Origin of the sequence: Rahnella sp. GSA61A, from assembly GCF_019969905.1 — a bacterium.
Classification (GTDB): Bacteria; Pseudomonadota; Gammaproteobacteria; order Enterobacterales; family Enterobacteriaceae; genus Rahnella; species Rahnella aceris.
The window spans coordinates 46,282-68,341 of sequence record NZ_JAHXYO010000016.1 but is presented as its reverse complement, the minus strand read 5'-3'; the positions used below and the strand labels follow the sequence as shown (position 1 = coordinate 68,341).

At 50.0% G+C, this 22,060-nt stretch carries 18 protein-coding genes and 2 tRNA genes; 9 read left to right on the top strand and 11 right to left on the bottom strand.

Features of this window, described 5'->3' with window-relative positions:
- Positions 1 to 70 precede the first annotated feature (70 nt).
- Positions 71 to 1,096, top strand: a complete 1,026-nt coding sequence (gene purR, locus LC431_RS18925) for an HTH-type transcriptional repressor PurR (RefSeq protein ID WP_013576086.1) — start codon at positions 71 to 73, stop codon at positions 1,094 to 1,096.
- Between the two features lie 36 nt (positions 1,097 to 1,132).
- Here the strand turns inward: purR and punR are convergent, their stop codons facing one another.
- Entirely contained in the window at positions 1,133 to 2,038 is a 906-nt protein-coding gene (punR, locus tag LC431_RS18920; protein WP_013576087.1) for a DNA-binding transcriptional activator PunR, read from the bottom strand.
- Positions 2,039 to 2,174: 136 nt separating this feature from the next.
- Between punR and punC the strand changes: the two genes are divergently transcribed.
- On the top strand, positions 2,175 to 3,386 hold the full coding sequence (punC, locus tag LC431_RS18915; protein WP_112197127.1) for a purine nucleoside transporter PunC: 1,212 nt from the start codon (positions 2,175 to 2,177) through the stop codon (positions 3,384 to 3,386).
- Between the two features lie 360 nt (positions 3,387 to 3,746).
- Positions 3,747 to 4,898, top strand: a complete 1,152-nt coding sequence (gene cfa / locus LC431_RS18910) for a cyclopropane fatty acyl phospholipid synthase (RefSeq protein ID WP_013576089.1) — start codon at positions 3,747 to 3,749, stop codon at positions 4,896 to 4,898.
- 78 nt (positions 4,899 to 4,976) lie between these two features.
- Here cfa and LC431_RS18905 read toward each other — a convergent pair whose 3' ends face one another.
- Positions 4,977 to 5,630 (bottom strand): riboflavin synthase, encoded by a 654-nt coding sequence (locus LC431_RS18905; RefSeq protein ID WP_013576090.1) that lies wholly within the window; start codon positions 5,628 to 5,630, stop codon positions 4,977 to 4,979.
- Positions 5,631 to 5,884: 254 nt separating this feature from the next.
- Between LC431_RS18905 and LC431_RS18900 the strand changes: the two genes are divergently transcribed.
- From LC431_RS18900 to LC431_RS18880, 5 genes are all read left to right on the top strand, one after another.
- On the top strand, positions 5,885 to 7,258 hold the full coding sequence (locus tag LC431_RS18900) for an MATE family efflux transporter (RefSeq protein WP_013576091.1): 1,374 nt from the start codon (positions 5,885 to 5,887) through the stop codon (positions 7,256 to 7,258).
- A gap of 221 nt (positions 7,259 to 7,479) precedes the next feature.
- Positions 7,480 to 7,556: transfer RNA gene (locus LC431_RS18895), tRNA-Val, on the top strand.
- A gap of 29 nt (positions 7,557 to 7,585) precedes the next feature.
- Positions 7,586 to 7,662: transfer RNA gene (locus LC431_RS18890), tRNA-Val, on the top strand.
- A 547-nt stretch (positions 7,663 to 8,209) separates the two neighbouring features.
- Positions 8,210 to 9,622, top strand: coding sequence for a pyruvate kinase PykF (gene pykF / locus LC431_RS18885; RefSeq protein WP_037035301.1), 1,413 nt, complete (start codon positions 8,210 to 8,212; stop codon positions 9,620 to 9,622).
- A gap of 293 nt (positions 9,623 to 9,915) precedes the next feature.
- Positions 9,916 to 10,152: a major outer membrane lipoprotein gene (locus tag LC431_RS18880; protein ID WP_013576093.1), complete on the top strand. Its 237-nt coding sequence runs from the start codon at positions 9,916 to 9,918 to the stop codon at positions 10,150 to 10,152.
- Between the two features lie 212 nt (positions 10,153 to 10,364).
- On the opposite strand, the gene LC431_RS18875 is transcribed toward LC431_RS18880, so the two are convergent.
- The 7 genes from LC431_RS18875 to sufA form a co-directional block, all read right to left on the bottom strand.
- The gene (locus tag LC431_RS18875) at positions 10,365 to 11,378 is read right to left on the bottom strand and encodes a L,D-transpeptidase family protein (protein ID WP_013576095.1); all 1,014 of its coding nucleotides are present in this window, start codon (positions 11,376 to 11,378) and stop codon (positions 10,365 to 10,367) included.
- 261 nt (positions 11,379 to 11,639) lie between these two features.
- The gene (gene sufE, locus LC431_RS18870) at positions 11,640 to 12,053 is read right to left on the bottom strand and encodes a cysteine desulfuration protein SufE (RefSeq protein WP_112152177.1); all 414 of its coding nucleotides are present in this window, start codon (positions 12,051 to 12,053) and stop codon (positions 11,640 to 11,642) included.
- A 28-nt stretch (positions 12,054 to 12,081) separates the two neighbouring features.
- Entirely contained in the window at positions 12,082 to 13,302 is a 1,221-nt protein-coding gene (gene sufS, locus LC431_RS18865) for a cysteine desulfurase SufS (protein WP_112197126.1), read from the bottom strand.
- Complete coding sequence (sufD, locus tag LC431_RS18860) at positions 13,302 to 14,603, bottom strand: Fe-S cluster assembly protein SufD (protein WP_013576098.1); 1,302 nt, start codon at positions 14,601 to 14,603, stop codon at positions 13,302 to 13,304. The genes sufS and sufD overlap by 1 nt, the downstream gene beginning before the upstream one ends.
- Entirely contained in the window at positions 14,578 to 15,324 is a 747-nt protein-coding gene (sufC, locus tag LC431_RS18855) for a Fe-S cluster assembly ATPase SufC (protein WP_013576099.1), read from the bottom strand. The genes sufD and sufC overlap by 26 nt, the downstream gene beginning before the upstream one ends.
- Positions 15,325 to 15,447: 123 nt before the next feature.
- Positions 15,448 to 16,971: a Fe-S cluster assembly protein SufB gene (sufB, locus tag LC431_RS18850; protein ID WP_223510163.1), complete on the bottom strand. Its 1,524-nt coding sequence runs from the start codon at positions 16,969 to 16,971 to the stop codon at positions 15,448 to 15,450.
- A 46-nt stretch (positions 16,972 to 17,017) separates the two neighbouring features.
- Positions 17,018 to 17,389, bottom strand: a complete 372-nt coding sequence (gene sufA / locus LC431_RS18845; protein WP_013576101.1) for a Fe-S cluster assembly scaffold SufA — start codon at positions 17,387 to 17,389, stop codon at positions 17,018 to 17,020.
- Positions 17,390 to 17,845: 456 nt separating this feature from the next.
- On the opposite strand from sufA, the gene LC431_RS18840 reads away from it, so the two are divergent.
- Positions 17,846 to 18,250, top strand: a complete 405-nt coding sequence (locus LC431_RS18840) for a hypothetical protein (protein WP_013576102.1) — start codon at positions 17,846 to 17,848, stop codon at positions 18,248 to 18,250.
- Between the two features lie 116 nt (positions 18,251 to 18,366).
- Here LC431_RS18840 and LC431_RS18835 read toward each other — a convergent pair whose 3' ends face one another.
- Together LC431_RS18835 and LC431_RS18830 are read right to left on the bottom strand one after the other, a co-directional pair.
- A complete protein-coding gene (locus LC431_RS18835) occupies positions 18,367 to 18,786 on the bottom strand; it encodes a hotdog fold thioesterase (protein ID WP_013576103.1) in 420 nt (139 codons plus the stop codon).
- A gap of 15 nt (positions 18,787 to 18,801) precedes the next feature.
- The gene (locus tag LC431_RS18830; protein ID WP_013576104.1) at positions 18,802 to 21,858 is read right to left on the bottom strand and encodes an FAD-binding and (Fe-S)-binding domain-containing protein; all 3,057 of its coding nucleotides are present in this window, start codon (positions 21,856 to 21,858) and stop codon (positions 18,802 to 18,804) included.
- Between the last annotated feature and the right edge of the window lie 202 nt (positions 21,859 to 22,060).

Sequence of the window (22,060 nt, the reverse complement as noted above, 5' to 3'; positions counted from 1 at the left end):
ATCCACGCAAGCAAACGATTAACATAATGCTAACGTGCTGAAACACGTGAGTTCAGGAGTCATTGTTTACATGGCAACGATTAAAGATGTCGCAAAGCGCGCTGGCGTTTCCACTACAACCGTGTCGCACGTCATCAATAAAACACGTTTCGTCGCCGAAGAAACCAAAGAAGCGGTTCTCCTTGCAATCAAAGAGTTACATTACTCGCCGAGTGCTGTAGCCCGCAGTCTGAAGGTCAATAACACCAAAACGATCGGTCTGCTTGCCACCTCCAGCGAAGCGCCCTATTTTGCCGAAGTGATTGAAGCCGTAGAAAACAGCTGCTTCTCCAAAGGCTATACGCTGATTTTGTGTAACTCGCATAATAATCTGGAAAAACAACAAGCCTACCTGCAAATGCTGGCGCAAAAACGCGTCGATGGCTTGCTGGTGATGTGCGCGGAATATCCTGATGAGTTGCTCAATATGCTCGAGGAGCACCGTTCGATCCCAATGGTGGTCATGGACTGGGGCGAAGCGCGTAAGAACTTCACCGACAGCATTATTGATAATGCTTTCGAAGGGGGTTACATGGCCGGGCGTTATCTGATTGAACGCGGTCATCGTGATATTGGGGTGATCCCGGGCCAACTGGCACGTAATACCGGCGGTGGCCGCTTCCAGGGTTTTGTGAAAGCACTGACTGAAGCCAATATTCCGCTGCGTGACGAATGGGTGGTTCAGGGCGATTTCGAGCCGGAATCGGGCTATCAGGCGATGCATAAAATTCTGATGCAGAAGCACCGCCCGACTGCCGTATTTTGTGGCGGCGATGTGATGGCAATGGGCGCAATCTGTGCCGCAGACGAACTGGGCCTGCGCGTCCCTCAGGATATTTCCGTAATCGGTTACGACAATGTGCGTAACGCCCGTTACTTCTCCCCCGCGCTGACAACCGTGCATCAGCCGAAAGAACGTCTGGGTGAAATGGCCTTTACCATGTTGCTGGACAGAATTGTCAGTAAGCGTGAAGAGTCTCAGACCATTGAGGTGCATCCGAAACTGGTCGAACGCCGTTCCGTAGCCGATGGTCCGTACCGCGATTACCGCCGTTAACAGATATCGAACGCCTGCAGATGCAGGCGTTTTTTTCTAATCACGCAGCCATTCCTGATTCATGGTTTCTGTATCGCCCATATATTCCAGCAACCAGGCCAGCGAGGGTGACGGATTGCTTTGATCCCACGTCAGGCAACACGGGCTGTCGGGAAACGTATTTTCCAGCGTCAGCACCTGCAACTTTTTCTGTTCTATCCACGGCGTGACGCGATGAACCGGCATCATACCCACGCATAAGCCTTCGGTCAGGCATTCCAGCGCGCAGGTCCAGTCTGGCACGACCAGCCGCCGCTGGTTATCCAGCGTCCATGTATCCCGCTTAGGCAATGTCCGGGAGGTGTCTTCCAGACAGAGTGCAGGATAAGGCCGCAGCTCATCATCATTCAGCGCGCCGGATAACTGCGCAAGCGGATGTTGCGGGCTGACGACGCAATGCCAGTCCATAAATCCCATGTCACGAAAACTGAAGCCCCCGCCAACCGGTATCGCGCGTGTAGCACCGATCGCCACGTCTGCCCGCCCGTCAACCAGCGCATCCCAGACACCATTAAACACTTCTGAGTGAATAATGAGTTCGGTGTCCGCAAAATGGCGGTAGAAATCGAGCACCAGACGCCGTGTCCGTGCGGGTTTTACAATCCGGTCAACCGCCACACGTAATTCGCCGCGCCAGCCGTTCGCCACCTGCTGACACTGCCGGCGCGTGGCTATCATTTTTTTTGTCAGAATCCGCGCTTCATCGACAAAAACCTTTCCCGCAGGCGTCAGTACCACGTCACGATGGCGACGTTCAAACAACGGCACGGCCAGCCACTGCTCAAGCTGACGGACGGTATAGCTGATAGCAGAAGGTACGCGGTGCAAATCTTGCGCTGCCGCACTAAAACTACCTGTTCTTGCCACGGCATCTACCACTTCAAGGGCGTATTCTGACCACATAATTCAGCCTTCAATATTTTTGATAGCAGAGTGCAAATATTAGCGTTTCACAAGCCTGTTATCAAAGCGTTAAACTCCGCCTCCGGTATGTAATCTGCATCACATCATCTGCAATAAATAAATTAATGAGACGATAATGAAACCCTCCTTTGGATTTATGCTCTATCTCGCGGGACTGAGCATGCTGGGCTTTTTAGCCACTGATATGTATCTGCCTGCGTTCAGCGCCATGCAAACCAGTCTGATGACCAGCCCCGGGATGATCAGCGCAAGTCTGAGCATTTTTCTCGGCGGATTTGCTCTCGGTCAGTTGTTATGGGGGCCGTTGTCAGACAGGATCGGCCGTAAACCGGTATTGCTTCTTGGTCTGACACTGTTTGCGGTCGGTTGTCTGGGCGTTATCTGGGTTGAGAATGTACGCGCCCTTCTGGCCCTGCGCTTCTTACAGGCGATGGGCGTTTGTGCCGCCGCAGTCACCTGGCAGGCAATCGTTGTTGACCGTTTCTCTGCCGATGTGGCGAAAAAAACCTTCGCCAGCATTATGCCGTTAGTGGCTCTTTCTCCGGCACTGGCACCATTACTTGGTGCGTGGGTACTCAATCATTTTGACTGGGAAGCCATTTTTGCTCTGCTGACCGCAGTCGCCGTCGTCCTGGTGCTGACGACGCTGACTCTGCGTGAGAATAAACCTGCAAAACAAGCGAAGGCTGATAAAACAGGGTTTGCGACGTTACTGAAATCGCCTGTTTACAGCGGGAATGTCATGATTTATGCCGCCTGTTCAGCCGGATTCTTTGCGTGGTTAACGGGTTCACCGTTTATCCTGAGCGACATGGGTTATTCACCCGGTGCCATCGGGCTGAGCTATGTCCCGCAGACTATTGCTTTCCTGCTTGGTGGTTTTGGTTGCCGTGTTGTGATCAGCAAGCTGGACGGTAATAAAATTCTGCCATGGTTACTGGCGGGTTACGGCGTCAGTATGGTGACTTTGTTCTGTGTTGCCATGTTCACGGATGCCGGGCTGATTAGCCTGCTGATCCCTTTCTGTCTGATGGCTTTGGTGAATGGTGCAACCTACCCAATTGTTGTCGCAAATGCATTAATGCCGTTTCCTGCTAATACAGGCAAGGCGGCAGCATTGCAAAATACGCTGCAGCTCGGGTTGTGCTTCCTTGCCAGCTTGCTGGTTTCCGCATTTATTGTGCATCCGCTCATGGCGACAGTCACGATCATGCTGTCTACACTATTGTTGGTAGTTTTGGGTCGCTGGCTCTCTTTGCGGCATGAAATCACGCAAGACAATGGACAGAAATCAGAGCAGGAAGCTCAGACAAGGCATGCTAATTAATAGTGATAATACCCTGATGAAACAGTCACTTAACGGGCATTTTCATTCATCACGATTAACTATTGAGAATGCCTGCCAGCGAGCCTATACTCAACAAAACCAAATAAAATAGCACTTTTACAAAACTTTTATCACATACTTAAGCCAGACGCGCGGACAGTGTCACACTTATTTTTTTGTACTTTTTCAAGGATGATTTTCCTGCACGTCTTACGGCGCGCAGGCGTTCTTCTTAATTTCCTCTGTTGGTGTCGAATATCGGGCGAGGCGCTAGTCGTCTGTTCTCATAAAGACCTGCAAAAATAGCCTTTGCTTTTCCCGGCAGGTTAATAAGTCAGAAGAGAAAGTGATGGAGAAGCTATGAGTTCATCGTGTATAGAAGATCAAAGCATTCAGGACAATCAGTGGTACCGGATCGCCAGTGAAATGCTGGCGATGGCAGATATTCAGGTAAACGGTAATCGTCCTTTCGACCTTAAAGTAAAAAACACTGACTTCTTTAAGCGTGTTTTACAGGAAGGTTCTCTGGGCCTCGGTGAAAGTTATATGGACGGTTGGTGGGAATGCGACCGTCTGGATATCTTTTTCCAGCGCGTTATTCGTGCCGGTTTGGAAAGTAAACTCCCCCACCATTTTAAAGATACTTTACGTGTCGCCGCAGCACGCCTGACCAATCTGCAATCCCGCAAACGGGCGTGGATTGTTGGCAAAGAGCATTATGATCTGGGCAACGATTTATTTACTCTGATGCTCGACCCGTACATGCAATATTCCTGCGGCTATTGGAAAGAGGCCACTACGCTTGAAGAAGCACAGGAAGCAAAACTCAAAATGATCTGTGACAAGCTGCAATTAAAACCGGGACAGCGCTTGCTGGATATCGGTTGCGGCTGGGGTGGATTATCAGAGTTTGCGGCAAGAAATTATGGCGTGAGCGTTGTGGGTGTCACGATTTCTGCTGAACAACAAAAACTGGCTCAAAAACGCTGTGAAGGGCTGGATGTCACAATCCTGCTGCAGGATTACCGTGACCTTAATGATCAGTTTGACCGCATTGTTTCTGTCGGAATGTTTGAGCATGTGGGTCCGAAAAATTATCAGACCTATTTTAATGTCGCCAAACGCAATATCAAACCTGACGGCATTTTCCTGCTGCACACCATCGGTTCTAATAAAACAGACCTTAATGTCGATCCGTGGATTGATAAATACATCTTCCCCAACGGTTGCCTGCCGTCGGTTCAACAAATTGCACAAACCAGTGAGTCATTATTTGTAATGGAAGACTGGCACAATATCGGCGCTGATTATGACCGCACGCTGATGGCGTGGAATGAACGCTTCCAGAAACACTGGCCGGAACTGGCGGAAAAATACGGTGAACGTTTCCACCGCATGTTCACCTACTACCTGAATGCCTGCGCCGGTGCTTTCCGCGCCCGGGACATTCAGTTGTGGCAAGTCGTCTTTAGCCCGCAAGGCGTTGATGGCGGAATGCGCGTACCACGCTGATGGTTGTATGCGTTAGCTAATAAAAAACCGGACACTGAATGTCCGGTTTTTTTATGTCAATAAAGGGTCTGAGATAACTTATTCGGCTTTATCGATCATCGCCTGTGCCGTAGCGATCGCCGCTTCACGACTGGCTAATACGCGTTCGACCGTATCGACAATCGCCTGAGTTTGCGGATCGATTTCGATATTAATTTTGTCGCCCAGACGTTTCGTGCCCAGCGTTGTGCGTTGCAAGGTTTCCGGAATTAAATGTACACAGAAACGGGTGCGGGTCACTTCACCGATGGTGAGACTAATACCGTCGATCCCGATATAACCTTTATGTAATACATATTTCATCAAATCTTCATGCGGCATACGGAACCAGATCTGACGGTTATTTTCTGACGTCAGGATTTTTGCCACTTCCGCCGTACAAATAATATGACCAGACATTAAATGTCCGCCAATTTCATCATTAAAACGCGCTGCACGTTCCAGATTAACTGAGTCGCCCTCTTTCAGTTCGCCCAGATTTGTCAGGCGCAGGGTTTCTTTCATCAGATCAAAACTCACCAGGTCACCGTTCACTTCAGTCACCGTCAGGCAGCAACCGTTGTGTGATACCGATGCGCCGAGTTGCAGGTTATCCAGCATATCTTCAGGTAAACGAACAACATGGGTACGGAAATTGGGTTTCTCGTCGATCGATACGACCGTGCCGGTTCCCTGTACAATTCCGGTAAACATAGCCTTTTCCTCAATGTTTGAATCTGTTGTATTAAAACGTCACTCCGTTCAGTTTGCCGCAGAATTAATTGAAAGCCAAATCTCTGCAAGAAGAAATAGCACCGTCTGCTTCAATTCCATTATTTAACCAGCTATTAACAGCTTTGTTTGCTTAAAAATACCGACAATGTACAATCTTCGGACTATTTCTCTCTGTTTAATGCCATCTGTTGTGGCGTTTTTTATTCAATATAATCAAGAAAAAAGGTGTATCTGTGCAGAAGTACCTTGCAGAAGCGCGGGTTTTGTTAGCGCTTGCCATCCCGGTCATCCTTGCGCAAATAGCCCAGACATCCATGGGCGTTGTGGACACAATAATGGCGGGATCGGTCAGTGCCACGGACATGGCTGCCGTCGCTGTCGGCACCTCAATCTGGTTGCCGGCGATTTTATTCGGACACGGTTTACTCTTGTCACTGACACCAACCATCGCGCATTTAAATGGAGCCGGGCGTCGCGATAAAATTGGTCATCAGGTTCAGCAAGGATTCTGGCTGGCGTCGGGGGTTTCGGTGCTGATCATCGCGGTGCTGTCACAGTGCGACCATATTCTTAGCCTGATGCATAATATTGATCCCGAACTGAAAGCAAAAGCCGTCGGCTATCTGCATGCCATTATGTGGGGCGCTCCGGGCTATTTATTCTTCCAGGTGCTGCGTGACCAATGTGAAGGTTTGTCAAAAACCAAGCCAGGCATGGTGTTCGGCTTTATCGGTCTGCTGGTGAACATTCCCGTGAATTACATTTTTATTTACGGCAAGTTCGGTGCGCCCGCGCTCGGTGGCGTCGGCTGTGGTGTCGCCACGGGGACCGTATATTGGGTCATGTTCTTCATCATGCGGATTTACGTACGTCGCAATCGTGCCCTGCGCGATACTCAGCCGCATTCGCGGTTTGCGAAACCCGACTGGCCGACATTGCGCCGTCTGATCCAGCTCGGTATGCCAATCGCACTGGCATTATTTTTCGAAGTGACACTGTTTGCGATCGTTGCCCTGCTCGTCTCCCCACTTGGGATCGTGGCTGTCGCCAGTCACCAGATTGCGCTCAACGTCGGTTCCCTGATGTTCGTCATTCCGCTGTCTTTAGGTGTCGCCGCCACGATTCGAGTGGGTTCGCGGCTGGGGGAATCGTCGGTTGAAGGCGCGAAGATTGCGGCTTATACCAGTATAGGAACGGGAATTATGATGGCCTGTTGCACCAGTCTGACGGCCATCATTTTCCGCGAGCACATTGCCTCCCTTTATAATGACAGCCCGGAAGTCGTCACTCTGGCTTCCCATCTTCTGATCTTTGCTGCGCTGTTTCAGATTTCAGATGCGATTCAGGTTATCGGTAGCGGCATTTTGCGGGGTTATAAAGACACACGTTCCATCTTCTATATTACGTTTGTCGCTTACTGGGTGCTGGGCCTGCCGGTAGGGTACGCTCTCGGACTGACCGATATTCTGGTTCCGCAGATGGGCCCCAGCGGTTTCTGGTGCGGATTTATTCTGGGGCTGACCTTCGCAGCGCTGATGATGACATTGCGGATGCGCTGGTTACAGAAGCAACCGTCTTACACCATTTTGCAAAAAGCGGGCCGTTAATCCCCCCGGCTTCATCCGCGTGCTGTGAATATCTGTTCCGGCGCGCGGATTTTTCAGCTATTGCGCTGGCTGTTATGTCTAAAAAAACAACGCAATGCACATAAGCTCGGCAGTCACGCACAATATGACAGGAAAATGTCTTTTTTCCCTTGCCAGTATTCAGAGAGGTCGTTAATATTTGTCCCCGTCGCCAACACTGGCTGATGAAAAAGAAAAACGATGCGTCCGTAGCTCAGTTGGTTAGAGCACCACCTTGACATGGTGGGGGTCGGTGGTTCGAGTCCACTCGGACGCACCATCTTTCTTAGCAGTACCGTTGCATATTGTGCGTCCGTAGCTCAGTTGGTTAGAGCACCACCTTGACATGGTGGGGGTCGGTGGTTCGAGTCCACTCGGACGCACCAAAGCAACTTCCTGAACTCTCCCTTGTGCATCAAACTCCCTGGAACGACCTGAACCTCTCTGCTGGCTTTTATTTTCCCTGATAAATTTACGTTAAGTCATCCGTTTGTATTTTTTAAGATTATTTCCCGTATGTATCATTTTTGACACTTGCGTGAACAAACCGTTATCACTTCTGCTTTCACCCCTGCCCGCATTGGGTAATTTCAAAACAACGTTCCGAAATCTGCCCTAAGCTTGCGCCGCATCACGTTTTTTATTTGGTTTCCCAACCTGTTCCCCTCTATAATACGCATCGTCTCTTCGATTGAATGGTTTCAGCCCCTTGATCTGTCGATATCGCACTTACAAAAGCATCACCACTCCAGTAGCGATGATAAATCGCACAAATCGCTATGCTTTGGCTGAACTTACTACACCATTCCTTTCACAGTCTTCTACGCTTAGTAATGATTTGCTTCAACCAGGCACCACCTCAATTCCGCGCGGGCAGCGATGCTGTCAGGCAAACACTTTTCCAATCCATCACAACTTGTAGATAAAATCGTCATGAAAAAGACCAAAATTGTTTGTACCATCGGACCGAAAACTGAATCCGAAGAAATGCTGACCAAGCTGCTTGATGCAGGCATGAACGTTATGCGTCTGAACTTCTCTCACGGTGATTATGAAGAGCACGGTCAGCGCATTCAAAATATCCGCAACGTGATGGCGAAGACCGGTCACAAAGCGGCAATTCTGCTGGACACCAAAGGTCCTGAAATCCGCACCATGAAACTGGAAGGCGGCAAAGACGCTTCTCTGGTTGCGGGTCAGACTTACACTTTCACCACGGATCAAAGCGTTATCGGTAACACCGAACGTGTTGCGGTTACCTATCAGGGTTTTGCTGCTGACTTGAAAATCGGCAACACCATTCTGGTCGATGACGGCCTGATTGGTATGGAAGTGACCAACGTCACCGAAACCGACGTGACTTGTAAAGTGCTGAACAACGGCGACCTGGGCGAAAACAAAGGCGTTAACCTGCCAGGTGTTTCTATCGCACTGCCAGCGCTGGCTGAAAAAGACAAACGTGACCTGATCTTCGGTTGCGAGCAAGGCGTTGACTTCGTCGCGGCTTCTTTCATCCGTAAACGTTCTGACGTTCTGGAAATCCGCGAACACCTGAAAGCACACGGTGGCGAACACATCCAGATCATCTCCAAAATCGAAAACCAGGAAGGCCTGAACAACTTCGACGAAATCCTCGAAGCGTCAGACGGCATCATGGTTGCCCGTGGTGACCTGGGTGTTGAAATCCCGGTTGAAGAAGTTATCTTCGCGCAGAAGATGATGATTGAGAAATGTAACCGTGCACGCAAAGTGGTTATCACCGCTACACAAATGCTCGATTCCATGATCAAAAACCCACGCCCTACCCGTGCAGAAGCTGGCGACGTAGCTAACGCCATTATCGACGGTACCGACGCAGTGATGCTGTCTGGCGAAAGTGCGAAAGGTAAATACCCGCTGGAAGCTGTAACTATCATGGCTACCATCTGTGACCGTACTGACCGCGTAATGCAAAGCCGTATTGATGGTCAGAACGAAAACCGCAAGCTGCGTATCACAGAAGCGGTTTGCCGTGGTGCTGTTGAAACTGCAGAGAAACTGGACGCGCCACTGATCGTCGTTGCCACCAGCGGCGGTAAATCAGCAAAAGCCGTGCGTAAATACTTCCCGCATGCGACTATCCTTGCCCTGACCACTAATGAAATCACCGCACGTCAGTTGATCCTGACCAAAGGTGTGGTGACTCAACTGGTGAAAGAGATTGCTTCTACTGACGACTTCTACCGTATCGGTAAAGAAGCGGCGATTGAAAGCGGTCTGGCACAGAAAGGTGATATCGTAGTGATGGTTTCTGGCGCACTGGTACAGAGCGGTACAACCAATACTTCATCGGTGCATGTTGTTTAATTAAAAACGTGACCAAGAGCATTAATGAACGCCGCGAAATGTGGCGTTTATTTATTCAAAAAGTATCTTCTTTCATAAAAAGTGCTAAATGCAGTAGCTGCAAAATTGGGATAAGTCCCATGGAATACGGCTGTTTTCGCTGCAATTTTTAACTTTTTCGTAAAAAAAGATGTTTCTTTGAGCGAACGATCAAAATATAGCGTCTACCGGCAAAAAATTATTCTCATTAGAAAATAGTTTGTGTAATACTTGTAACGCTACATGGAGATTAACTTAATCTAGAGGGTTTTATAATGAATCGCACTAAACTGGTACTGGGCGCTGTAATCCTGGCTTCAACTATGCTGGCTGGTTGTTCAAGCAATGCTAAAATCGACCAACTGTCTTCAGACGTTTCTACTCTGAACTCTAAAGTTGACCAACTGAGCAACGACGTGAACGCAATCCGTTCTGACGTTCAAGCAGCTAAAGACGATGCAGCTCGCGCTAACCAACGTCTGGATAACCAAGCTCACGCTTACAAGAAGTAATATTTACTTCTCTAGTTCAATGGCGCACTCAGTGCGCCATTTTTTTACCTGCAATTTCATTATGTTTTTTTCTCCCCCGCTTTCAGGTCTTTGAATCATCACTAAATCCCCCATTTAAAACGCCCTCAATCACTCACGTGAATGTCAGCCATAAAAAAGGGACCATGATGGCCCCTGAAGTTTAAATCGTTTCTGATGTGTTTCTGCGACGTTTACTGCGTACTGGCTGTATTGACTGCCGGTTCGCCCGAAGTCGCTGTTTGCGGCTGATTGATAGCCGGTGGTGTATCCCCCGCTTTATCGCCAACGCTGACAACAACCGGCATACCCGCACGGCGTTTAATCGCTTCTTTTACCATCTCAGCGTTAGTCTCATCATGCTTAATAAATTTCTTCATTGCTGCAGTCAGAGGAATTGGTTTGGTTTGCGGGTCATCTTTCTCCGTGTGGGACAACGGCTGATGCACCTCGATATAGCGTTTACCGTCCGGTTCGATATCAAACTTGATTGGCTGATTCACGATTTGTACGCGTGTCCCTTTAGGCACCGAGTTAAACAGCGCTTCGATATCGTCAGGACGCAGACGGATACAACCGGAACTCACGCGCATACCAATGCCGAAGTTCGCATTGGTGCCGTGGATCAGATACTGTCCTGTTCCTGCAGACAGACGCATCGCAAACAAGCCCATCGGATTATCCGGCCCGGCTGGCACCATGCCCGGCAATGTGATCCCCTCTTTCAGATAAGCTTTACGGATATTGGCAGTGGGCGTCCAGGTAGGATTGGGGATCTTCTGGCTGACTGATGTCACCATCTCCGGTGTGTTACGCCCTAACTGGCCGATACCAATCGGATAGACAATGACTTTGTCCTCGCCTTTCGGATAGTAGTAAAGACGCATTTCAGCCAGATTGACTACGATACCTTCACGTTTGGTATCCGGTAACAGCATCTGCGAAGGAATGGTCAGCACAGTTCCGGCTTTTGGCAAATAAGGGTCAGTTCCCGGATTCGCTTCCAGCATCGCAATCAGGCCAATCTGGTATTTGGCTGCCACGTCTTCCAGCGGCTTACCGTCGTTGGGCACAACATACGTTGTATTTTCGCCAATCAGGCGGCTATTATCCGGCGGCAATGGATATTCTGCTGCACTTGCGGTCATGGAATGCGTTGCCATTATTGTGCCAACTAACATTGCCAGAAGGGGTAATGCGCGTCTCATACTCAGTCCTTTTTCGGCCTGCGCTCAGCGAATCTGAGGCAAGACAATTATCTTGTCTGGTAATATTAGCAGCACAGAATTTCATGGCAATCAAACCACTGTAAATCAGAAAGTTACCTTACAGAAGTCAGAATAAAAAGCAGGAGGATAGTGGGTTGAAAAATCAGGAGTAAAAGGAGATATACGCAGAGAAAGAAGTCATCTGCCTTGCTCATTAGCAGATAATTCCTAATGAGCAAGGCAGTACAGCAGCGAGCGGTATTAAGACAACTCTGCGGCTTTAGCGCGAATAGAGCGAATCATCGCTTCCAGCCCTTGCGAGCGTGAAGGTGTCAGATGCTGACTCAGTTCAAGTTCAGTGAAAAACGGACGTACATCCAGTTCCACCACATCACGAGGCGTTAAACCCTGATACAGGCTGAAGACAATCGCGACCAGACCTTTAACAATGGCTGCATCACTGTCACCTTCGAAGGTCAGTGCACCATTTTCATCAGTGCGCATCACAATCCATACCTGACTCTGGCAGCCGGAAATCAGGTTTTGATCCTGACGGTGTTCTTCCGGTAAAGCCGGTAACTGGCCACCCAGCTCAATCACGTACAGATATTTTTCTTCCCAATTCGGGCATCGGGAAAAATTTCTGACTAACTTGTTTCTATCTGGCAAAGCCATAAAGACATCCTGATCTGGGCTGTCAGGATTAACCCAACAACCGGTGAATACGTTGCAGTCCAGCGACCAAACGGTCGACTTCTTCACGTGTATTGTACATCGCAAGCGACGCGCGGCACATAGCCGGAACACCGTAGAAGGACATTAATGGCATCGCACAGTGGTGACCGGTGCGGATGGCAATACCGTATTGGTCAAGGAAACTGCCTACGTCGTACGCATGGTGTTTGCCGAGATTGAACGCAATAACCCCAGCTCGGGTGGCAGGGCCGTAGATCTGAATATCAGGCACCTGCGCCATCGCGTTGAGCGCATAGCTCATCAGTTCCTGTTCATAAGCATGGATATTTTCCAGACCCAGCTCAGTCACGTATTCCATTGCCGCACCCAGCCCCATAATTCCGCCGGTGTTAGGTGTGCCCGCTTCAAACCGCCACGGCGCCGCCGCGAATGTCGTGCCTTCGGTCAGACTGACATGTTTGATCATTGAGCCGCCACCTTCCCACGGAGGCATCTGATCCAGCAACGCCTTGCGGCCGTACAGAATACCAATACCGGTCGGCCCGTAAAGTTTATGTCCGGACCAGACATAGAAATCACAGCCCAGCGCCTGCACGTCAACCGCATGATGCATGACCGCCTGCGCGCCATCGACCAGGACGGTCAGACCAGCAGCCTTAGCCTGAGGGATGATTTTTTCGATCGGGTTAACAGTGCCCAATACATTGGAAACATGCGCCAGCGTCAGTAATTTTGTGCGTGGCGTGATCAGCGATTCAAGCTGTGACAAATCCAGCTCACCTTCGGGTGTCAGGTGCCAGACATCGATATGAAGATCACGTTCTTTCGCCAGCATCTGCCATGGCACGATGTTCGCGTGGTGTTCCATTTCAGTCAGAATAATGTGGTCGCCGGCGTGTAAAAACTCACGTCCCCAGGTATTGGCGACCAGGTTAATGGCTTCCGTGGAACCTTTGACGAAGACGATTTCTTCCGCCGATGCGGCATTCATGAAATGGGCGGCCTGAGTGCGGACGTTTTCCATCTGCTCAGTCGCTTCCGCGCTCATGGTGTGAATACCACGGTGAACCGCAGCATAACCTTGTTCGAAGAAAGACATTTCTCGTTGAATAACCTGATGCGGTTTCTGCGCGCTGGCCGCGCTGTCAAGGTAGGCCAGCGGCTGGCCGTTAACTTCACGGCTCAGCACAGGGAAATCGCTACGTACTCTTTCCAGTGGAAAACTCATTACTTACCTCGATTTAGTCTGCCTGCAATACGGGCAATGACGACTTCACGCAGGGTTTCATTCTTAATGGCTTCCGTCAGTTCGGCAGCAAAAGCGAAGATGATCATTTGCTGAGCATCCTGCCCGCTGATCCCACGGGTACGCAGATAGAAAAGCTGTTCGTCGTCGATACGACCCACTGTCGCACCGTGGCTGCACTTAACGTCATCGGCATAAATTTCCAGCTGAGGTTTGGTATCAACCTCAGTGTGTTTGCCCAGCAACAAGTTATTGTTGGTCATTTTGCCATCAGTTTTCAGTGCGTGCTGGGCCACTTTAATCATGCCGTTGAAAATCGCTTTAGCGCGATCGTTCACGATCACTTTGTGCAACTGTTTGCTGTTGCAATAGCCTTTATTATGTTCCAGATACGTCCGGGTATCGGCAATCTCAGAATCAACCGGCAGAACCAGACTGTTGATATCCAGATTGCTGTTTTCGCCGTTAAGCTGCGCGCTGGTGTTATTTCGGGTCAGGCCCGCACCCAGCAGGAAACTGTGGCTGGAAACACGTGCATCGCGCCCGATGACCAGATCATTATGCGAGAAGTGGAAACTGGCCTGGCTTTCAAAGGCCAGTTTGTAATGCGTGAAATCTGCATTATCGCCCACATTTATCGTCATACGTGCACCGGTGAAATGTCCCTGGTCGTTCAGACTCAGGTAATGCTCGATAACTTCTGCATTCGCACCATTCTCAATCGCCAGGTGATAACGATGATGAACGGTATTCATTTCGCGCGACTGGTCACGACCACTGCTCAGATGGAGCAGATACAGCGGTTTCTCAGCGTGCTTGCCTACAGGCAAACGCACAGAGAAAGAATCCTGCGCCAGACTTTCAGTCAGATGCAAAAACACCTCTGACTGAATCGGATCCGGTAACGTTTGTTGCGCGGAAGGGCTCAGTTTTTCGATTTCAAACGCACCGGTATCGCTGTCGCTCAGGCTCGCATCAAAACGGCCATCCACGAAAACCAGACGGTAGCACTCCAGTGGCAGCGCAAGGGATTTGATTTTCTCAACCGTCAGCGCCTGCTGCTGAGGAGCAAAGAACTGATTGCCCAGCAGTGAAGAAACCGGCGTGTATTTCCAGTCTTCCAGTTTGGCATGCGGAAAACCGAGGCGCAGCACCTGTTGCCAGTGAGCATGCGCGTGGGGGGATTGCTCACCGCCACGGCTTTCAAAAAGACGGTAAAGTTGCTGCATGGCGTGCGAACTGCCCGCCGCAGGGACATTACTCTTCGTCGGTAAGCCAGCCATAACCTTGCTCCTCTAACTGTTTAACCAAGGTGAAATCGCCGGATTTAACAATGCGGCCCTGATACAGAACGTGCACGTAGTCAGGCTTGATGTAGTCGAGGATACGCTGGTAGTGGGTGACAATAACGAATGAACGTTTGCCGTCACGCAGTGTGTTGACACCATCAGAAACAATCTTCAGCGCATCAATGTCCAGACCGGAGTCGGTTTCATCAAGGATGCACAGGTTTGGTTCAAGCGCTGCCATTTGCAGAATGTCGTTACGCTTTTTCTCGCCACCGGAGAAACCTACATTCACTGAACGGGTGAGCAAATCGGCAGGCATCTTGAGCATCGCGATTTTCTCTTCGATGAAATCTGCGAAGTCAAAACGATCCATCGGCTCCTGCCCGCGGTATTTACGCACCGCATTCACTGCTGTTTGCAGGAAGAAATGGTTGGTCACACCAGGGATTTCTACCGGATACTGGAAAGCCATGAATACGCCTTCGCCAGCACGATCTTCCGGCGCGAGTTCCAGCAAATCTTTACCGTTGAAGATGACGGAACCGTCAGTGACTTCGTAATCTTCACGGCCAGCCAGTGTCGCGGAGAGCGTACTTTTACCTGAGCCGTTCGGGCCCATAATGGCGTGTACTTCACCCGGTTTGATCTCCAGATCAAGTCCTTTCAGAATTTCCTTTTCTTCGACACGGACCTTCAAATTCTTAATGCTTAACATACGTATCCTTGAGTTTGCGCCTGGGCGCTCATAATTCTGTTTTATGCTGTGACTTTGAGAACTCACACCTGCACGTCGCACACATCACACCATGCTGCGACGGCAGGGAAAACGTACGGCGAATTAACCGACGCTGTGTGCAAGGCTGATCGCCAGCAGTTTCTGTGCTTCGACAGCAAACTCCAGCGGCAGCTCGGAAAAGACATCTTTACAGAAACCATTCACAATCATGGAAATAGCGTCATCTTCGCTGATACCACGTTGCAGACAGTAGAACAGCTGGTCATCGCCGATTTTTGACGTCGTGGCTTCATGTTCCAGCTGAGCCGTATTATTGCGCACTTCAACATACGGGAACGTATGCGCGGCACTGTCGGCGCCAATCAGCATGGAGTCACACTGCGTAAAGTTACGGGCATTTTCTGCACTTGGCAGGATCTTCACCAGACCGCGATAGCTGTTCTGGCTGTGACCGGCGGAAATACCTTTGGAAATAATGGTCGACTTGGTATTTTTACCAATGTGGATCATCTTGGTACCGGTATCCGCCTGCTGTTTACCACTGGTCAGCGCAACCGAGAAGAATTCACCGATTGAGTTATCACCTTTAAGAATAACGCTTGGGTATTTCCAGGTGATAGCTGAGCCGGTTTCAGACTGCGTCCAGGACATCTTCGAGCCAGCGCCTTCGCACAATGCACGTTTAGTCACGAAGTTCAGAATACCGCCGCTGCTGTCTTTGCTGCCGGAGAACCAGTTCTGCACGGTGGAATATTTCACTTCCGCGTCTTTGTGCAGGATGACTTCAACCACCGCTGCGTGCAGCTGGTAGGTATCACGTACCGGCGCGGAGCAGCCTTCGATGTAACTGACATAACTGCCTTCGTCAGCAATCAGGATCGTACGTTCGAATTGACCGGTTTTCGCTGCATTGATACGGAAGTAAGTCGACAGTTCCATCGGACAACGCACGCCTTTAGGCACGTAAACAAAAGTACCATCCGAGGCCACTGCCGCATTCAGCGCCGCAAAGAAGTTATCCTGCGCAGGTACGACGGTACCCAGGTATTTGCGCACCAGATCAGGGTATTCATGAATTGCCTCACCAAATGAGCAGAAAATGACGCCCGATTCAGCCAGCTTATCGCGATACGTTGTGGAGACAGATACGGAGTCAAAAATCGCATCAACGGCGACTTCTTTGCCTTCACGAACCGGAACGCCCAGCTGTTCGAAAGCCTTTTCAACTTCGCTGGTCAGATAATTATTCGCTTCGCCCGCAGGAACACCGAGGGACTCGCCGCCCGATTGCTGCGTCGCCCCCGGTTGTGAGCCACAGCTATCATCGCAGCTGCCACAAGATGGCGCGGAATAATAGCTGTAATCCTGGTAATCCAGAGGCGTGTAATACGCCTTCAGCCAGTGTGGCTCTTCCATTTTCAACCAGGCATGATAAGCCTGCAGACGGAACTCCAGCATCCACTCAGGCTCGTTGCGCTTAGCGGAAATCGCACGCACCACATCTTCGTTGATGCCTGATGCTAATTCATCGGTTGCCAGCTGGGTAAAGAACCCTTCCTTGTAATTCGTCCCCTCGCCGACCCAAGACTGCACATCATCTGGAATTTCTACGTTGCTTCGTGACATGTTGGTTACATCGCTTTGTTTACAATAATCTTAGAAACAGAAAGTTTTAAACACCGAAACTTTCGCCACACCCGCAGGCATGCTGAGCTTTAGGATTATTGAATTTAAATATCTGATTCAGTCCTTCGCGGACAAAATCTACCTCGGTTCCGTCGATGAAAGGCATGGCCTTCAGCGGAACAAACAGCAAAGCGCCGTCATGTTCAAACACCAGGTCATCGCTGGCCGGTTGTTTGGTTAAATCCAAAACGTAGCCAAAGCCAGCACAGCCCGATTGTTTCACGGAAAGCTGGAGACCTTTGACTTCGGGATCCTGAGCCACCAGAGTATTAATCTGTTTCGCTGCAGAATCTGTCAGGCTAACGCCTTGCCATACGTTGTCGTCTAAAGAGAAAGAGCCGACAGTTTCAGTTTGCATCTGTCTTACCTCATAATTTTACGGTCATAGACAAGACCTATTGTCTCTATTCTAGTGATAACATTAATCACTTCAACCTCTTGTTTTAAGAGGGTATAGCGATTACACACGAGGAAAGACACTCAATGTGCACCGTCTTTACATCTGGCCACTGGCGGGTCTTGAACACCGCGACCATCAACTGATTGAATAAATTGTCAATTTTTTGTTAAAAATTGAAATAAACCTTATAAAAGGTAAGGTTTAATAGCTTTCATTGTGTCTATTATAAAACATTCATCGGAAATGCCTATTTATGAATTCGCCATATTTGAAGAATTAAAGCTCTTTTTGCTTACTGGCTTAATTACACAAAAATAAAAAAACCGGATGAAAACGTTGATCCGGCGATTTTTTGCCAATATGATGTTCATTATTTGATAATGATTATCATTCAGATAACCCGGAATACTGAGAATGACTCAATCGGTAAATGCGTGGTTGCAAGGCAAGATCGACGAATATAAATCGAGTGTCCGCGATGCCACCGTGGATTTTTATATGGCGGATGCCGCCTTACGACGCCCGGATGCGCATCTTTGCCAGCTCAAACGCTTCAACAGCATCTGTCTGGATATGGCCAATCTGTGCCTGCAAAACGGGGATGATCACAGTTATCTTCATGCGTTATGCAAATTACATAACCGCCTGATCCTGGAAATCAACAGCGTGGTTCGGTGTGAACTCTTCCGTGTTCAGAGTTACCATTTCGCACGGCACACGTTAAAACTCATTTGTCAGTATTATGCCATGATGGGCATCTGGGAAAAAGCAACGGCATTTCAAACTGACTTTGCCAAACGCGTTCCGTTCCAGCTTTGATGTGCTTTCAACAGGTTACTTCCCTTTACTAAGTCAAATAAAAAAGCGGACACATTCATCATGCATCCGCCTGTCCACTTTCTGACTGTATGATCAGTGTTGATTAACAGCCTGTATTAATGTTCGATTACCATGGTCGTCAACCGCGATACGCAGCACAGATTCCCTTTCTGATCAAAAATCTCAATCTGCCACACCTGACTGCGGCGGCCGGTGCGCAATGCGCGGCAAACACCGCGCACATGCCCTTCCCGTGCAGACTGCATATGGCTGGCATTAATTTCCACGCCCACTACAGTTTGATTTCCTTCGCAGCATAAATAACCCGCCATTGATCCCATCGTTTCGGCCAGAACAACAGATGCGCCGCCGTGCAGTAAACCAAAAGGCTGTGTTGTGCGTACATCTACCGGCATGGTCGCTTCGAGGAAATCCTCACCCAACTGCGTGAACTCAATCCCCACATGGCCCACCATACATCCTTGACTGCGCTGATTCAGGGCTTCAAGCGTGGTACTCCGTTTCCAGAATGACATAATACTTCCTTATTGTTAGGGGATGATTTCCAGCAGTGCCTGTAACGGATGGCGAACACCGTTTCCTTCGATTCGTTTTACCTGGCTGCGGCAGGAATAACCGGTTGCCAGACAGCGCTGGCGTGGCAACCGTTGCAAAGAGGTATGCCAGGAAAGCTCATAAATTCCCAGTGAGTTTTCGAGATTCTTGGTTTCATGACCGTACGTCCCTGCCATTCCGCAACACCCGACACTGACGTTTTCCAGCTTCGCACCGTAGCGGGCAAAGATGTCGCCCCACTGTTTGCCGCTGTTGGGCAAGGCGGTGCTTTCCGTACAATGTCCGAACAGATACCAGGACTCGCCACTTTGTTGTTGTGCCGGACGCTCAGCCAGCCAGCTGTCAAGCCATTCATGCACAAGCTGGACCTGGAACGATCCGCGTGTGTCACCGAGAATTTCTTTATATTCATCGCGATAACACAGTACCAGCGCAGGATCGACCCCCACCATCGGCATTCCCAATTGCGATACACGGTTAAGGAACAGCGACGTTTTCTTCGCTGTTTTGGCAAAGCGGGTCAGGAAACCTTTTATGTGCTGCGCTTTGCCATTAGGTGAGAAAGGCAACAGAACAGGTTTAAGGCCCAGTTTTTCAATCAGACGGATAAAATCAGCAACGACCTGCGCGTCATAAAAACTGGTAAACGGATCCTGCACGACCAGCACGTATTCACCACGCCGGGCAGGCGGAATGGCTTCCAGTTGTTCAAGCGTCATCTTACTGGCGCGATGCCCTGATAACTGCTCGCGCAGTGTCGGAGAAGACAGCAAAGGCAAATCAACCATGCCGATATTTTTCCGGCTCATCTCGCGCAACCAGGGTTGCCTGAGGAAGAAGTTGAACACCTTGGGGGCTTTGGCCATCAGGGGGGCATAGCTTTCAACACTCGCAACAAAATGGTCGCGTGCCGGGCGCAGATAACGCGTGTGATAAAGCTGCAGGAAACGTGAGCGGAACCCCGGCACATCAATTTTTATCGGGCACTGCGTCGAGCAGGCTTTGCAGGCCAGACAGCCGGACATTGCCTCTTTCACTTCATGGGAGAAATCATATTCGCCTTTATTGGCATGCCAGGTGTTACGCGTACGTTCGATCAGGCTGCGGAAACTCATGCCTTTCTCCGGCAGCGCATTCTCAAGCGCCAGCGGATCTACACCTTGTTCTGACAATAAACGCAACCATTCGCGAACCAGACCCGCGCGACCTTTTGGCGAGTGGATACGGCTGCCGGTAATTTTCATTGACGGACACATCGGGCTTTTCACATCAAAGTTAAAGCACAGGCCGTTACCGTTACATTCCATCGCACCGCGGAATGACTGACGGACTTCCAGCGGAATACGGCGATCCAAGGTTCCGCGTTTTGGCGCATCGACTTTCATCATCGGTTCATCGCACTCAAGCGGCGCGCAGATCTTACCGGGATTCAGGCGGTTATCCGGATCGAATACGGTTTTGATCCGGCGCAGTTCATGGAACAGTGCTTCGCCAAAGAATGCCGGACTGTATTCTGCACGGAACCCCTTTCCGTGCTCTCCCCATAGCAAACCACCATATTTAGCGGTCAGGGCTACGACTTCATCGGAGATTTGTTTGAGCAATATCTCCTGTTGCGGGTCACACATGTCCAGCGCGGGACGCACATGCAATACACCCGCATCGACATGCCCGAACATGCCATAACTGAGATGATGACTGTCGAGCAGCGCACGGAATTCGACAATATAATCCGCCAGATGCTGGGGAGGCACACAGGTGTCCTCCGCAAACGGCAACGGTTTAGCCTGCCCTTTGGCATTACCCAGCAGACCGACGGCTTTCTTGCGCATATTATAAATACGCTCGATACCAGCCAGATCAGCGCAAATCTGGTAGCCAATCACACCGCCTTCTTTATCACTTATCAGGCTATCAAGGCGTTCGCACAACGCACTGACCTGAGTTTCAATCAGGTCTGCATCATCTCCGGCGAACTCAACAATGTTCAGTCCCTGCATGTCTTTGCCTTCAACGTCGGTGATGTAATCACGAACGCTGTGCCAGACAATGTCTTCTCGCGCCAGATTCAGTACTTTGGAATCGACGGTTTCAACCGATAGCGCCTTCGCCTCCACCATAAAAGGCGCATTACGTAACGCTGAATTAAAGGAGTCGTATTTGATATTGACCAGACGACGCACTTTGGGGATCGGCGTGATATTCAGACGCGCCTCGGTGATAAAGGCCAGCGAGCCTTCTGAACCGGTCAGAATGCGTGTCAGGTTGAAGGTTTGCAGATCGTCACTCAGCACATGGCGCAGGTCGTAACCTGTGAGGAAACGATTAAGTTTCGGGAATTTTTCAATCACCAGCGCGCGGTTATCACGACAACTGTCCAGCACGGTGCGGTAAATCCGTCCAATGACCGAATCCTCTTCACCCAGCTTATCGGCCAGCGCCGTCGGAATAGCGGTGGTATCCAGCATGTCGCCACCGAGAACAATCGCACGGACACCGAGAACGTGGTCAGACGTTTTGCCATAAACCAGCGAGCCCTGACCGGAGGCATCGGTGTTAATCATGCCCCCCAGCGTCGCACGGTTACTGGTTGATAACTCGGGAGAGAAGAAAAAGCCAAACGGGCGCAGATAATCATTGAGCTGATCTTTGATCACCCCGGCTTCGACCTTGACCCACCCTTGTTCCACGTTGATATCCAGAATGCGGTTCATATGACGGGACATATCAACCACAATGCCGCGGTTCAGTGACTGACCGTTGGTACCGGTACCGCCACCGCGCGGAGTAAACACGAGTGTTTTAAAACGTTCCTGCCCCGCAAGGCGGGCAATCAATGCAACGTCTGACGTTGCGATGGGGAATAAGACCGCATCCGGCAGCAACTGATAGACGCTGTTGTCCGTCGCCATCGTCAGCCTGTCGGCATAAGTTGTTGTGACATCACCCGTGAAACCGTTGCTTTTTAATGCTTCCAAAAAATCGAGCACCAGCTGGATGACACCCGGTGCCTGAGAAATCTGTGGGATCATTGAATTATGACTCTGTCTTTGTTGTATGCCTGGCGGGCCCGAGGCGACCTGCCGGATCTGCCGGGCAGATCCACCCTGTTCTTTATCCAGAATAAAAACTAACATACTTCGTTTTTAAGCGCTCCGTCTGGTTCACCTTTGTTGCAGATGTTTCATGACGTACCGCAAAAAGCACGTACGGCAACAACGCCTTGCAACTAAT

Coding starts and splice junctions, on each gene's coding strand:
- purR (WP_013576086.1), top strand. CDS start 71: ATGGCAACGATTAAAGATGTCGCAAAGCGCGCTGGCGTTTCCACTACA.
- punR (WP_013576087.1), bottom strand. CDS start 2,038: ATGTGGTCAGAATACGCCCTTGAAGTGGTAGATGCCGTGGCAAGAACA.
- punC (WP_112197127.1), top strand. CDS start 2,175: ATGAAACCCTCCTTTGGATTTATGCTCTATCTCGCGGGACTGAGCATG.
- cfa (WP_013576089.1), top strand. CDS start 3,747: ATGAGTTCATCGTGTATAGAAGATCAAAGCATTCAGGACAATCAGTGG.
- LC431_RS18905 (WP_013576090.1), bottom strand. CDS start 5,630: ATGTTTACCGGAATTGTACAGGGAACCGGCACGGTCGTATCGATCGAC.
- pykF (WP_037035301.1), top strand. CDS start 8,210: ATGAAAAAGACCAAAATTGTTTGTACCATCGGACCGAAAACTGAATCC.
- LC431_RS18880 (WP_013576093.1), top strand. CDS start 9,916: ATGAATCGCACTAAACTGGTACTGGGCGCTGTAATCCTGGCTTCAACT.
- LC431_RS18875 (WP_013576095.1), bottom strand. CDS start 11,378: ATGAGACGCGCATTACCCCTTCTGGCAATGTTAGTTGGCACAATAATG.
- sufE (WP_112152177.1), bottom strand. CDS start 12,053: ATGGCTTTGCCAGATAGAAACAAGTTAGTCAGAAATTTTTCCCGATGC.
- sufS (WP_112197126.1), bottom strand. CDS start 13,302: ATGAGTTTTCCACTGGAAAGAGTACGTAGCGATTTCCCTGTGCTGAGC.
- sufD (WP_013576098.1), bottom strand. CDS start 14,603: ATGGCTGGCTTACCGACGAAGAGTAATGTCCCTGCGGCGGGCAGTTCG.
- sufC (WP_013576099.1), bottom strand. CDS start 15,324: ATGTTAAGCATTAAGAATTTGAAGGTCCGTGTCGAAGAAAAGGAAATT.
- sufB (WP_223510163.1), bottom strand. CDS start 16,971: ATGTCACGAAGCAACGTAGAAATTCCAGATGATGTGCAGTCTTGGGTC.
- sufA (WP_013576101.1), bottom strand. CDS start 17,389: ATGCAAACTGAAACTGTCGGCTCTTTCTCTTTAGACGACAACGTATGG.
- LC431_RS18840 (WP_013576102.1), top strand. CDS start 17,846: ATGACTCAATCGGTAAATGCGTGGTTGCAAGGCAAGATCGACGAATAT.
- LC431_RS18835 (WP_013576103.1), bottom strand. CDS start 18,786: ATGTCATTCTGGAAACGGAGTACCACGCTTGAAGCCCTGAATCAGCGC.
- LC431_RS18830 (WP_013576104.1), bottom strand. CDS start 21,858: ATGATCCCACAGATTTCTCAGGCACCGGGTGTCATCCAGCTGGTGCTC.